Below are 12957 nucleotides of genomic sequence, written 5' to 3'. Positions count from 1 at the left end.
CTGTGCCGGTGCGAGTAAGGGCATGAGCAATGGATGTTAAGAGCCAATCTCTCGCCGATGCGACGATTGCCCCGGTGCCAGCGGTCAACCGCGAGCGCGACGGGTGGAGCAGCTTTGCGTGGTTCCTTATCAAGCTGCTGGTGCTGGTGCTGGCGTTTCGCACGCTGGCGTTCTCGCCGTTTTCGATCCCTTCGGAGAGCATGTTGCCCCGGCTGATGAACGGCGACTATCTGCTCGCGGCCAAGTGGCCCTATGGCTATTCGCGCCAGTCGCTGCCGTTCGATCTGCCGCTGCCCGATGGCCGCCTGCTGGCAAGCGCGCCCGAACGCGGCGATGTGGTGATCTTCAAACACCCCATCGACGGGCGCGACTATATCAAGCGGGTGATCGGCCTTCCCGGCGACAGCGTGGCGGTGGTGGGCGGCCAGGTGGTGCTCAACGGCAAGCCGGTGCCGCGCGAACGGATCGGCGATTTCAAGCTGGCCATGTCGGCCAATACCGGCTGCGCATGGGCGGGCCAGACGTGGGCTTTGGCGAACGGCAGCGAGACGTGCAGCTATGTCCGTTACCGCGAGACCCTGCCGAGCGGAAAGACATACGAAGTGCTCGATTTCGGCACCACGCCGGGCGACAATATCGCGCCTGTCACCGTGCCCGACGGCGCGATGTTCGTGATGGGCGACAACCGCGACAATTCGCGCGACAGCCGCTGGCCTGCCGCGGCAGGCGATGCGGTGGGGCTGGTGCCGCAGCGTATGCTCGTCGGGCGGGCGATGCTGGTGGTATGGTCGACCGACGGCGGCGCCGAATGGGTGAGGCCATGGACGTGGTTTTCCGCCGCGCGCTGGAACCGGATCGGAGGAGGCCTGTGAGCACGCTCGACCCCGCCACGCGCGATTGGCTCGTTGCACAGGGCTTTGCCGTGAGCAATGAAACGCCGTGGATCGAGGCGCTCACCCACGGCAGCTTCAACGGCGGCGGCGGCGGGGCGACCGATTACCAGCGGCTCGAATTTCTGGGCGACCGGGTGCTGGGCCTGTCGGTCGCAGGCTGGCTCTACCGCGCGGGCGACGGGCCGGAAGGCAAGCTGTCGCAGCGCCTCAACGCCCTCGTCAGCGGCACGACCTGCGCGCGCATCGCCCGCGCCATCGGGCTGCCCGAACACATCCGGCTGGGCAAGCAGGCGCGCGACGATGGCGGGCTGGATAGCGACAAGATCCTCGGCGATGTGATGGAGGCGCTGATCGGCGCGTGCTTCATCGAAAACGGCTTCGATGCCGCGCGCGATACCGTCTACAGCCTGTGGTCGCGCGAGCTCGAGGGCGATGTCGGCAAGGCCAAGCATCCCAAAAGTGCGCTGCAGGAATGGGCGGCGGGCAACAAGCGGGCGATGCCGCAATACGAAGTCATCGAGCGCAGCGGCCCTGACCACGCGGCGCGCTTCACCGTGCGTGTGAGTGTGCGCAATGTCGGCGATGCCAATGCCAGCGCGTCGAGCAAGGGCGAGGCCGAACGGCTGGCTGCCAAGGCGTTTCTGGATGCGCACGGGTGAATAACTTCATCTGATGACCCGCCCCTATCCCTTTCACCGTTCGTCCTGAGCTTGTCGAAGGACTGTCCTTTTGCTTGGACAAGGTGCAAAAAGGAAGTGCAGGGCTTCGACAGGCTCAGCCCGAACGGAAAAATGATGGAAGAACAAACACCCACCCCCACAGGCCCCACCCGCTGCGGCATGATTGCCGTGATCGGTGCGCCCAATGCGGGCAAATCGACGCTGGTGAACCAGCTTGTCGGCCAGAAGGTCGCGATCACCAGTGCCAAGGCGCAGACGACGCGGGCGCGGATGCTCGGCATCGCGCTGCACGAATTGAACGGCACGCCGGTGCAGATGATTCTGGTCGACACCCCCGGCATCTTCGCACCCCGGCGGCGGCTGGACCGCGCGATGGTGAACGCCGCGTGGGAAGGCGCGGAAGCCGCCGACGCGGTGCTGCTGCTGGTCGATCCGATCAAGCAGCGCCGCCACGAGTTGGAGCCGCTGCTAGAGGCGCTGGCCGGGCGGCCCGAGCGCAAGATCCTCGTCATCAACAAGGTCGACCGCTCCAAGAAGGAACCCATGCTGGCGCTGGCGCAGGATCTGGCCGGCAAGGTCGAATTCGCCGAAATCTACTTCGTCTCTGCGCTGACGGGTGACGGGGTGCCGGAACTGAAGGACGCGCTGGCGGGCATGATGCCCGAAGCCGAATGGATGTATCCCGAAGATCAGGTCTCCGACGCGTCCGAACGCCTGCTCGCCGCCGAGATCACCCGCGAACAGCTGTACGCGCAGCTGCACGAGGAACTGCCCTACGACAGCGCGGTGCGGCCCGAGAGTTACGAGGTGCGGGCCGACGGCAGCATCGAAATCCACCAGCAGATCGTGGTCGCCCGCGAAACCCAGCGCGCCATCGTCCTCGGCAAGGGCGGATCACGCATCAAGGAAATCGGCGCGGCGGCGCGCAAGGAATTAAGCGAAGTGCTGGGCGTGCCAGTCCACCTCTATCTCCACGTCAAGCAGTCGGAGAACTGGGCCGAGGACAAGGAAATCTTCGAGGAGATGGGGCTGGATTGGGTTCGGTAGAGGCGTCCGCTAGGGCCAAGTTTGCGCCAAAAGCTGCCGTTCCGCAAACGACCCCAACGCTTCCGTTCTCAAGTTCGTCGCCCCGTGCTTGACACGGGGCTTGGCTATTTTTGCTCCGGCGGCGGTGCGAACCATTGTTCCCAAAGATCGCCCCACTCCGGATTGTCTGCCTCGATCAGCGCAAATTTCCATTCACGTCGCCATTTCTTGACCAGCTTCTCCCGGGCAATTGCCTGTTCGATCTCTTCGTGGCGCTCGACATAGACCAGCCGGGTCTTCGCAAAATCAGCGACATGGCGCGAGCCCATCCCCTCGCGGTGCTGATACACGCGGGCCAAAGCATCCGAGGTGACGCCGACATACATCCCGCCGCGGTAGCGGTTCGCCACGATGTAGACCCAGCCGCCCTTCGCCATGATCCGGGTATCGCGGCAACGGCGACAAAAGAAAAGCCAAGCCCCGTGTCAAGCACGGGGCGACGGATCTTAAAGTGGCAACTTCCCACCCATGACTGGTCATGAGCGGGGTCGATGCGCGATCCTGAAAGCGGTCTTGCGGCTTTGCCCCGTTCCCGAAAAATTTCTGCCGTTCAGGTAGCGACCCCATTGCAGACCTTGTGCAAGAGTGGGTAGTCTCTGCCGGTGATTGACCCATCTGCCTTCATCAGTGCCCAAAATGATCCAGCTTTTGGCGATGAAGGCTGGCTGACTTTCTATTTGTGTGGCTCCTTCGACCAGCATAAATCAATGAAGGTCGGGCTTGTCGCGCTAAATGCCATCAACTTGTCGGGAGCGGAGTATGGCTTTGTTTACGCGAAGGTTCCAACCCGTCTCTCTGAGGCAGAAATCAGGAGTCTGATCGAACAGGTTCATGGCCTCGCAACGGAGGCTGGCGTTGAGATTGATGTAATTGATCTTGATGCGTCTGCCGACGTCGCGCAATCAAAGTTCTACACCATCTGGCAAGCGCCGCCCGCCTAGCGAGACGACGGAAAACCACCCACTTGCGGTCATTACGCGGCTCGCAAATCTCGCCCCAAACCCGACATACGCAGCGGCGAGCGCATTCACCCCCGTCCCAGCTTCTCCAGCTTCGCCTTCAACGCGGCCTCGTCGAACGGCTTGACGATGTAATCATCCGCCCCCGCTGCGATGCCGTCGTGGATGTCCTTGGCCTCGCCGTTGGAGGTGCAGAACACCACCACCGGCTCCTTGGGCGTGGGGATGGCGCGCAGTTTGGCGACGAATTCGATGCCGTCCATTTCGGGCATGTTCCAATCGGTCAGCACCAGATCGGGCATCGCCTTCTTGCAGCGGGCGAGCGCCTCTTCACCGTTCTCTGCTTCGATCGCGACATAGCCGAGGCTGATCGCGATCTTGCTGGAAACCTTGCGGATCACGCGGCTATCATCGACGATCAGGCAGGTCTTGGCCGCAGCCGCAGGGGCAGCGCCGCCATTGTAACGGTCGCGCATCGCCTTGGCAGCGGCGACGATCGTGTCGGTATCGTCGGAGCCGGGCGCAGACGCAGGCGCAGCCGGGGCGCGCGATTGCATTTCGGATTGCGCTGCGGACACGGCCTCGGGTTCGGATTCCGGCTCGGCTGCGGGATGATCTTCGTCGCGGGTTCGTTCGCTCTGGGCGAGCTTTTCGGCCAGCGTCTTGCCTTCCATGCCGGAACGGCGGTTCGGGCCGGAGTTGCGCTTGATCAGATTTTGCACGTTTCACGCTCCCCGCCCATGCTGACGAACCCTGCGTCATAACTGCGCGCGGCGTAATCGTCGGAGAACGGATCCTCGCCCGCCACCGCGCCTTCGCCGGGCGTCATGCGGATGTGCAGATAGGGCATCCACACATCGCCGAATTCGGCCTTCTGGTACCACACGTCGAGGACGTCGTAGCTGGCCCAGATCCCGTCCGGTTCGCGCAAGCGAATCCCCTCGCCGATGCGCGGCACCGCGGCAAAGCGGATGCGGGCCTGGGTCTGGTGGGTCTCGTTCTGTACTTCGATTTCAATCACGGTGCAGCCCTTGGTCTCGGGCAACCAGTGATAGGCAGCAATGCTTTATGATTTACGAACGCCGCGCCAGATCAGACCGCAGCAAGGCTCATTTCGTCGCGATTTCCGCTTTCTTGGCAGGAGCCTTCTTTTTCGCTGGCGCCTTCTTGGCCGGAGCCTTCTTGGCGGGCGCTTTCTTGGCGGCGGCTTTCTTGGGCGCGGCTTTTTTCCGGCCCTTCTTGGCCGGCGGGCCCTTGGCGATGCGCGCGTCGATCAGTGCGATGGCGGCATCAATGGTCACATCCTCTGGCTTTGTATCCTTGGGGATGGTCGCATTGGTGGTGCCGTCGGTGACATAGGGGCCATAGCGACCCGGCATCACCTTGATCTCGCCCCCGGTGGTGGGGTGCGCGCCGAGCGTGGCGATGGGTTCGGCTGCGGCGCGGGTTCCGGGGCCGCGATTGGCCGCCTGCGCCAGCAGATCGACGGCGCGGTTCATCCCTACCTCGAACACGTCGCGGGTATTGGTGAGCTTGCCGTATTTGCCATCGTGGCGAAGGTAAGGCCCGTAACGCCCGATATTGGCTTCGATTTCCTTGCCCGTATCGGGATGCGCGCCGACGATGCGCGGCAGATCGAGCAGCTTCACCGCCCAATCGAGATCGAAATCGTCGAGGTCCTTGGGGATGCTGGCGCGCTTGGCTTCCTTGCCCTCGCCCATCTGCACGTAAGGGCCGAAGCGGCCAGTCTTGCGGTGGATGTCCTCGCCCGTTTCGGGGTGCTGGCCCATCACGCCATCATCCGCTCCGTCCGCGCCCTCGCCGCCCGGTTGGGCGAAGCGGCGGGTGAACTTGCATTCGGGGTAATTGGCGCAGGCGACGAACGCGCCGAATTTGCCGCCGCGAAGGGACAGGCGACCGCCTTCGCGCCCTTCGCTGGCACACAGCGGGCAGGCACGCGGATCGGCGCCGTCTTCGCGCGGGGGGAACAGGAAGTCGGAGAGATATTCGTCCAGCGCCTCGGTTACTTCCGAAGGCAGCTTCTCCATGACTTCATCGGCCTTGGGCTTGAAGTCCTTCCAGAACCGGGCGAGCAGCAGCTTGTAATCCTCGCGCCCGTCGGAAACGACATCGAGTTCGTCTTCCATCCCCGCCGTGAAATCATAGGCGACATAGGTCGGGAAGAAGCGTTCGAGGAAGGCAGTCAGCAGGCGGCCGGATTCTTCTGCGAAGAAGCGGTTCTTCTCCATCCGCACATAAGCGCGGTCACGCAGGGTCTGGATGGTCGAGGCGTAGGTGGACGGACGCCCGATGCCGAGCTCTTCCAGCCGCTTTACCAGCGACGCTTCGGAGAAACGTGGCGGCGGCTGGGTGAAATGCTGGGTCGCATCAACCGCGCGCTTGGCCGGGCAATCGCCCGCGCGCATCACCGGCAGCAGGCCGCTTTCGTCATCGTCGGCGTCGTCGAAATCTTCCTGATACACCGCGAGGAAGCCGGGGAAGCGGATCACCTGACCGGTGGCGCGCAGCTCGTGCTGGCCGGTCGCATCGCGGAAGGTGACAGTGGTGCGCTCCATCTGGGCGGTCGCCATCTGGCTCGCCATCGCGCGCTTGAAAATCAGGTCGTACAGCTTGCCCTCGTCGCCCGACGCCGCCCGTTCGCGGGTGAAATCGGTCGGGCGGATCGCCTCGTGCGCTTCCTGCGCGTTCTTGGCCTTGGTGCTGTAGAAGCGCGGCTTTTCGGGGCGGTAATCTTCGCTGAAACGCGCCGCGATGGCATCGCGCGCGGCCATAATCGCGCTCATGTCCATCTGCACGCCGTCGGTCCGCATGTAAGTGATCGCGCCCGCTTCATACAGCGACTGCGCCAACCGCATGGTGTGCTGCGCCGAGAACCCGAGCTTGCGCGCGGCCTCCTGTTGCAGGGTCGAGGTGGTGAACGGCGGAGCGGGATTGCGCTTGACCGGCTTGGTCTCGACGCCTTCGACGGTGAAGCGCCCGGCCTCGACCGCGGCCTTGGCCTCCATTGCGATACCTTCAGCGCCGAGGCTCAGCTTCTCCAGCTTGTCGCCTTTGTAGCGCATCAGCCGCGCATCGAACTCGGTGCCATCGTGCATCATCCGCGCGACGACGCTCCAGTATTCGTCCGCCCGGAACGCCTCGATCTCGCGCTCGCGCTCGACGATCAGGCGCAGCGCCACCGATTGCACGCGGCCCGCGCTCTTGGCACCGGGCAGCTTGCGCCACAGCACCGGCGAAAGGGTAAAGCCGAACAGGTAATCGAGCGCGCGCCGCGCCAGATAGGCGTCGATCAACGGCTGATCGAGCTCGCGCGGCTTGGCCATCGCATCGGTCACGGCGGCTTTGGTGATCGCGTTGAAGGTGACGCGGTCGACCAGCGACGGCACACTTTTGCGCTTCTTCAGCAGTTCGAGCACGTGCCAGCTGATCGCCTCGCCTTCGCGGTCAGGGTCAGTCGCCAGCACAAGGCGGCTCGCGCCCTTGGCGGCGTCGGCAATCTCTTTGAAGCGGCTCTGCTTGTCGCGGTAGAGTTCCCACTCCATCGCGAAATCGGCGTCCGGATCGACGCTGCCGTCCTTGGGCGGCAGATCGCGGACGTGACCGTAGGAGGCAAGAACCTTGAAGTCCTTGCCGAGGTATTTCTCGATGGTTTTCGCCTTGGCGGGCGATTCGACGATGACAAGCTGCATGGCGGGTATGGAGGTGTCCCTTACGTGTGTACGCGCGAGGGTGAAGCGCGCCGGAGCGATGCGTCAAGCGCGAAACGGAGAGTGCGGTGGCGCAAGCGGCGCGCAAACTCAAGAGCGGATCGCGCAAACGCGCGCCCACCATTCGGCGTTTCCGATGCCCGCTCCGCCTCGCTTTGTGGAACAGCCCTCCTCTCCGCCGGATTGTCTCATGGCAAGACCCGCGCATCGCGGGCCGTCCGGGAGATGACCGACATGATCCAAGCGCCCACCTCACGCCGCCGCATCGCCGCCGCTTTGTGTGCACTCGCCCTCACCGCCCCGCCGCTCGCCGCGCAGCAGATGCAGGCAGCGGAGAAGGAAGTGAGCCTGAAAACCGCCGACGGGCAAGACGCGGGAACCGTGACGTTCGAACAGACCGAGCACGGCGTGCTCGTTGTCGCGCAGCTCAGGAACCTCAGTCGAGGTCCGCATGGCTTCCACATCCACGAAACCGGCGCGTGCAGCCCGGACTTCAAGGCCGCCGGAAGCCATTATGACCCGCTCGGCGCGGAACACGGTTTCAGAACTCCGGGCGGATATCACGTCGGCGATCTGCCCAATGTCCATGTCAGCGAGGATGGGACGGCAATGACCGAATTTTTCGTCCCGCAGGTAACGCTGACCGGGCCGGAGAATGATCGCTACCCCTTCACCCTCGACGATAGCGACGGATCGGCAATCATGGTCCATGCCTCGGGCGACGATTACATCCGGATGGACTCGAGCGGCGACCGCGCTGCCTGCGGGGTGATCGTGCCCAGCGGCGGCTAGGCGAACGCGGAGGGCGGGCGGCGCTACCCGCTGCGCCGCACCAGCCCATCGGCTTCGCGCACCAGTTCGCCGGTCAATTCCAATTCCAGCAGTGCCATGTGCACAGCCGCCGCGCTCGCGCCCGACTGGCGGATCAGCTCGTCCACGGTGATCGGCGCGTTGGAGAGCATTGTCGCGACCGCGTCAGTATCCTGCCCGTCCCACGCGGCACCGGCCAATTCGGTTTAATCGAAATCCGCCGCGTTCTCGCTCACCCGGAAGCGCGATCGCGGCGCGCCGGTGAAGCTTTGCAGCAGTTCGACCACTTCCTCGGGCGTTTGCACCAGCACCGCGCCTTCGCGGATCAACTGGTTGCACCCCAGCGCGCGCGCATCGAGCGGGGAGCCGGGTATCGCCATCACCTCCCGCCCCGCCTCGCCCGCGAGCCGCGCGGTGATGAGGCTGCCCGATTGCGGCGCGGCCTCGACCACCAGCGTGCCTGACGCAAGCCCGGCGATAATGCGGTTGCGCGACGGGAAATGCCGCCCGCGCGGCTCGGTGCCGGGGGGTTGTTCAGCAATCAGCAGGGCTTCGGCAGCGATCCGTTCCTGTAAGGCGACGTGCTGCGGCGGGTAAGTGATGTCGATCCCGCTGGCGATCACGCCGATGGTCTGCGGGAAAGCGCCTTCATGCGCCGCGCCGTCGATCCCGCGCGCCAGACCTGACACGACGGTAAAGCCCGCCTCCGCCAGACCCGCAGCGAATTCGCGCGCCAGCTTCACCGCCGCCGCGCTGGCATTGCGCGCGCCGACCAGCGCCACACACGGCGCGCTCGCCAGTGCCAGATTGCCGCGGCAGGTGACGATCGGCGGTGCGGAATCGAGTTCGGCCAGCAGTGCGGGGTAATCGGGCTGATCGTGGAACAGGTAGCGCGCGCCCGCCTTGCGAACGGCGGCGACCTCGCGCTCGATGGTTTCGGCTGCGGCAGGGCGATATGGCCCCCGCCCCCGGCTGGCGAGATCGGGCAGCGCATCCAGCGCCGCCGCCGCCGTGCCGAACCGGGCGAGCAATTGGCGATAGCTGACCGGGCCGATATTGGGCGAGCGCAGCAGCCGGATGCGGGCGAATGCTTCGGCTTGGGTCAGGCTCAAGACTTGTTCCCGCCCACCTTCGGCTCCTCACCGCGCATCAACCGCCCGATATTGGCGCGGTGCTGCACCAGCACGATGGCGGCGATGGCAAGCAAGGGCGGGATCGCCTGCGGATAGCCCAGTCCCCATGCCACCAGCGGCGAAACTACCACCGTGACCATCGAGGCGACCGAGGAAATCCGGCTGAGAAACAGCACCGCTGCCCAGATCGCCGCGCAGGCGAGCATCGCGGGCCAGGCCAGCGCCAGCAGCGCGCCTGCCGCGCTAGCAAACCCCTTGCCGCCCTTGAAGTTGAGCCACGGCGTGAAGCAATGCCCCGCCACGGCGGCCACACCCGCCACGCCTTCCGTACCAGGCCACAACGCGCCCGCCACCAGCACCGGCACCGCTGCCTTGGCCGCGTCCAACAGCACCGTCGCGGCTGCCAGCCCCTTGTTGCCGGTGCGCAGCACATTGGTCGCGCCGATACTGCCGCTGCCGATATCGCGCACATCGCCCAGCCCGGCGGCGCGGGTCAGGATCAGACCGAAAGGGATCGAGCCGAGGGCAAAGCCCAGAAGCGCGGCGAAAAACAGTTCCATCAGACCCTTCCCGTTCGTGCCGAGCTTGTCGAAGCACTGCACTTCTTCTAGCGCCGGGAGTGCCAAATGAAAGATGAGGCTTCGACAAGCTCAGCCTGAACGGAGATTTTTTTGAACGTCGAAGCCGCCTCCCCCATTCTGCTGTTCGATTCCGGCGTCGGCGGGCTGACGGTGTATGACGCGCTGCGCAAGGTGCTGCCGCAAGCCCCCGTGATCTACGCCGCCGATCTCGCTGGCCTGCCCTATGGCACCAAAAGCGAAGCGCAGATCGCGGCGCGGGTTTCAGGCTTGCTGGGGCGCATGGCCGAACGGTTCCAGCCGCGCCTCGCCTGCATCGCCTGCAACACCGCCTCCACCATCGCGCTGGGTATGGTGCGCGATGTGCTGGCGATCCCGGTGGTCGGCACCGTGCCCGCGATCAAGCCCGCTGCCGCGCTGACCCGCAGCGGCACCATCGGCCTGGTCGGCACGGAAGCGACCATCCGGCAGGCCTATGTCGATGATCTGGAGGCACGGTTCGGCAATGGCACCCGCCTGCTGCGCATCGCCGCGCCGGAACTGGTGGCCGCTGCCGAAGCGAAGCTGCGCGGCCGCGCGGTCGATCCGGCATTGATCGCCGATGTGCATGATCGCCTTGCCGCAATGCCGGGGGGCGAGGCCATCGATACGCTGGTGCTCGCCTGCACCCACTTCCCGCTGCTGGCGGAAGAACTTGCCGCCGCGTTCGGCCCGCAGGTCACGCAGGTCGACGGGGCCGAAGGCATTGCGCGGCGCATCGCCGACTTGCTCGCCGGGCAAGACTTCGCACCCGCTGGCCCCAACCGCTTCATCGTCACCGGGCCGCTGACGGGTGCAGCCGGGCTGGAAGCCGCATTGACCGCCCGCGGTTTCGGCCCCGCCGAAGCGTTCTGATCGCCGATTTGCTTGCGAGCGGATCGCAAAGATCGCGGGTGGTCAAACCGATCACCCTGACCTAAATATTCACGAAACCATCCCCGAGTTTGTGGGTTATGGCGGTGAGATAACGGAGCCAGAGCGGCTTCGACGAAGCGCCCCGCCCGCAGGACAAAGAGACGCGAGTGAACTACGATCAGATCTTTGATCAGGCGATTGACCGCCTGCATGAGGAAGGCCGCTACCGCGTCTTCATCGACATCCTGCGGAACAAGGGCGCGTATCCCAACGCGCGTTGTTTTCACGGACATAACGGCCCCAAGCCGATCACCGTGTGGTGTTCCAACGACTATCTGTGCATGGGCCAGCACGACAAGGTGATCGGCGCGATGGAAGATGCGCTGCACGATGTCGGCGCAGGATCGGGCGGCACCCGCAATATCGGCGGCAACACGCACCTGCACGTCCAGCTGGAAAACGAACTCGCCGACCTGCACGGCAAGGAAAGCGCGCTGCTGTTCACCAGTGGCTATGTCTCCAACGATGCGACATTGTCGACGCTGGCGAAACTGCTGCCGGGCTGCGTGATTTTCTCGGACGAATTGAACCATGCCAGCATGATCGCCGGCATCCGCAATTCGGGCTGCGAAAAGCGGGTGTTCCGCCACAACAACCTCGCCCATCTCGAAGAATTGTTGGCGGCCGAAGACCCGGACACGCCCAAGCTGATCGCCTTTGAAAGCGTCTATTCGATGGAAGGCGATGTCGCGCCGATCCACGGAATCTGCGACCTGGCCGACAAATACAACGCGCTCACCTATATCGACGAGGTGCACGCGGTTGGCATGTACGGCGCGCGCGGCGGCGGGATTTCCGAACGGGACGGCGCTGCCGACCGGATCGACATCATTGAAGGCACGCTGGGCAAGGCGTTCGGCGTGATGGGCGGCTACATCGCCTCCAGCAGCAAGGTGGTGGACTGCATCCGCAGCTACGCACCGGGCTTCATCTTCACCACTTCGCTGTCGCCAGTGCTGGTTGCAGGCGTGCTGGCTTCGGTCCGGCACCTGAAAGGTTCGAGCGTTGAGCGCAACGCGCAGCAGCGCGCCGCCGCGATGCTCAAGCTGAAGTTTGCCGAGGCGGGCCTGCCAGTAATGGACAGCGTCACCCATATCGTGCCGCTGATGGTGGGCGATCCGGTGCGCGCCAAGAAGATCAGCGACATCCTGCTGGCCGAATACGGCGTCTATGTGCAGCCGATCAACTTCCCCACCGTGCCGCGCGGCACAGAGCGCCTGCGCTTCACCCCCGGCCCGCACCACACCGACGCGATGATGGACGAGCTGACCGAGGCGCTGGTCGAGATCTGGGACCGGTTGGAGCTGGTGCTGGCCGAAGCGGCGTAAACACGCCCGCCTTGCCGTAACGTCCTTTGTTGCGGCCCATTGCTGCGCTAGCAGTCCTCCCGAAACCAGAATCGGGAGAGAGACATGAGCGGCACGCCTGACCAGACATTCGCCGAGGTCGTCCTCGGCCGGCGCAGCATCCGCGGCTATCTCGACAAGCCGGTGCCGCGCGCGCTGATCGAGGAGGTGCTGGCCCTCGCGATGCGATCACCCACCTCGATGAACACCCAGCCGTGGCACTTCCACGTCATTACCGGAGAGCCGCTGGACCGCATCCGGCGCGGCAATACCGAGCGCATTCTGGCGGGCGAACCCGATAGCCGCGAATTCCGCCGGGGCGAGCCGTTTGCGGGCGTCCACCGCGACCGGCAGGTCGAAGTCGCCAAGCAATTGTTCGGCGCGATGGGAATCGTACGCGACGACAAACCCGCACGGCAGGACTGGGTGCTGCGCGGTTTCCGCCAGTTCGACGCGCCTGTGTGCGTGATTGTCACCTACGACCGCGAGCTATCGGGCAGCGACGACACCGCCTTCGATTGCGGCGCGGTGACTACGGCGCTAGTCAACGCGGCATGGTCGCGCGGGCTTGGCTGCGTGATCAATTCGCAAGGCATCATGCAATCGCCGGTGGTGCGCGAACATGCGGGCATTCCTGACGATCAGGTCATCATGAAGGCGGTGGCGATGGGGTGGCCCGATCCGGATTTCCCCGCCAATTCCGTGGTGAGTTTGCGCAAGAGCGTGGACGAAGCGGCGCGGTTCGTCGGGTTCGATTAAGCGCTTTCGCCGCGCCGCCATGTGTGGCGCG

General features: G+C 64.8%; 14 protein-coding genes and 1 pseudogene. 9 read left to right on the top strand and 6 right to left on the bottom strand.

Going from position 1 to position 12957, the window contains the following annotated elements:
- Positions 1-29 precede the first annotated feature (29 nt).
- The 3 genes from lepB to era all read left to right on the top strand — a co-directional run bounded on the left by lepB (position 30) and on the right by era (position 2620).
- On the top strand, positions 30-872 hold the full coding sequence (gene lepB / locus Q0L48_RS06500) for a signal peptidase I (protein WP_296718644.1): 843 nt from the start codon (positions 30-32) through the stop codon (positions 870-872).
- Positions 869-1552, top strand: a complete 684-nt coding sequence (rnc, locus tag Q0L48_RS06495) for a ribonuclease III (protein ID WP_296718642.1) — start codon at positions 869-871, stop codon at positions 1550-1552. The genes lepB and rnc overlap by 4 nt, the downstream gene beginning before the upstream one ends.
- Before the next feature lie 135 nt (positions 1553-1687).
- A complete protein-coding gene (gene era, locus Q0L48_RS06490) occupies positions 1688-2620 on the top strand; it encodes a GTPase Era (protein WP_296718641.1) in 933 nt (310 codons plus the stop codon).
- A 104-nt stretch (positions 2621-2724) separates the two neighbouring features.
- Here the strand turns inward: era and Q0L48_RS06485 are convergent, their stop codons facing one another.
- On the bottom strand, positions 2725-3036 hold the full coding sequence (locus tag Q0L48_RS06485; protein WP_296718639.1) for a GIY-YIG nuclease family protein: 312 nt from the start codon (positions 3034-3036) through the stop codon (positions 2725-2727).
- Positions 3037-3261: 225 nt separating this feature from the next.
- Here Q0L48_RS06485 and Q0L48_RS06480 point away from each other — a divergent pair, with 225 nt between their 5' ends.
- Complete coding sequence (locus Q0L48_RS06480; RefSeq protein WP_296718636.1) at positions 3262-3600, top strand: hypothetical protein; 339 nt, start codon at positions 3262-3264, stop codon at positions 3598-3600.
- Positions 3601-3686: 86 nt separating this feature from the next.
- Here the strand turns inward: Q0L48_RS06480 and Q0L48_RS16670 are convergent, their stop codons facing one another.
- Together Q0L48_RS16670 and Q0L48_RS06470 are read right to left on the bottom strand one after the other, a co-directional pair.
- A complete protein-coding gene (locus Q0L48_RS16670; protein WP_367274016.1) occupies positions 3687-4340 on the bottom strand; it encodes a PleD family two-component system response regulator in 654 nt (217 codons plus the stop codon).
- A complete protein-coding gene (locus Q0L48_RS06470) occupies positions 4328-4591 on the bottom strand; it encodes a hypothetical protein (RefSeq protein ID WP_367274022.1) in 264 nt (87 codons plus the stop codon). Before Q0L48_RS06470 ends, Q0L48_RS16670 begins: the two co-directional genes overlap by 13 nt.
- Here Q0L48_RS06470 and Q0L48_RS16665 point away from each other — a divergent pair.
- On the top strand, positions 4566-4670 hold the full coding sequence (locus Q0L48_RS16665; RefSeq protein ID WP_367274015.1) for a hypothetical protein: 105 nt from the start codon (positions 4566-4568) through the stop codon (positions 4668-4670). The two genes, Q0L48_RS06470 and Q0L48_RS16665, sit on opposite strands and share 26 nt — an antisense overlap.
- A gap of 57 nt (positions 4671-4727) precedes the next feature.
- Here the strand turns inward: Q0L48_RS16665 and topA are convergent, their stop codons facing one another.
- Positions 4728-7328: a type I DNA topoisomerase gene (gene topA / locus Q0L48_RS06465; protein WP_296718632.1), complete on the bottom strand. Its 2601-nt coding sequence runs from the start codon at positions 7326-7328 to the stop codon at positions 4728-4730.
- Positions 7329-7580: 252 nt separating this feature from the next.
- Here topA and Q0L48_RS06460 point away from each other — a divergent pair, with 252 nt between their 5' ends.
- A complete protein-coding gene (locus Q0L48_RS06460; RefSeq protein WP_296718630.1) occupies positions 7581-8138 on the top strand; it encodes a superoxide dismutase family protein in 558 nt (185 codons plus the stop codon).
- Between the two features lie 23 nt (positions 8139-8161).
- On the opposite strand, the pseudogene dprA reads toward Q0L48_RS06460, so the two are convergent.
- Together dprA and plsY are read right to left on the bottom strand one after the other, a co-directional pair.
- Positions 8162-9268: pseudogene (gene dprA, locus Q0L48_RS06455) on the bottom strand (DNA-processing protein DprA).
- Entirely contained in the window at positions 9265-9849 is a 585-nt protein-coding gene (plsY, locus tag Q0L48_RS06450) for a glycerol-3-phosphate 1-O-acyltransferase PlsY (RefSeq protein WP_296718628.1), read from the bottom strand. The pseudogene dprA and the gene plsY overlap by 4 nt, the downstream one beginning before the upstream one ends.
- Before the next feature lie 111 nt (positions 9850-9960).
- Between plsY and murI the strand changes: the two genes are divergently transcribed.
- From murI to Q0L48_RS06435, 3 genes are all read left to right on the top strand, one after another.
- Positions 9961-10761, top strand: coding sequence for a glutamate racemase (murI, locus tag Q0L48_RS06445; protein WP_296718627.1), 801 nt, complete (start codon positions 9961-9963; stop codon positions 10759-10761).
- 167 nt (positions 10762-10928) lie between these two features.
- Positions 10929-12149 (top strand): 5-aminolevulinate synthase, encoded by a 1221-nt coding sequence (gene hemA, locus Q0L48_RS06440; protein ID WP_296718624.1) that lies wholly within the window; start codon positions 10929-10931, stop codon positions 12147-12149.
- 84 nt (positions 12150-12233) lie between these two features.
- On the top strand, positions 12234-12926 hold the full coding sequence (locus Q0L48_RS06435) for a nitroreductase (RefSeq protein ID WP_296718621.1): 693 nt from the start codon (positions 12234-12236) through the stop codon (positions 12924-12926).
- Positions 12927-12957 lie beyond the last annotated feature (31 nt).

The sequence above is a fragment of the Erythrobacter sp. genome, assembly GCF_024305245.1.
Lineage (GTDB): Bacteria > Pseudomonadota > Alphaproteobacteria > Sphingomonadales > Sphingomonadaceae > Erythrobacter.
Note: the sequence above shows the minus strand (reverse complement) of the source record. Positions and strands in the feature narration are given on the sequence as shown.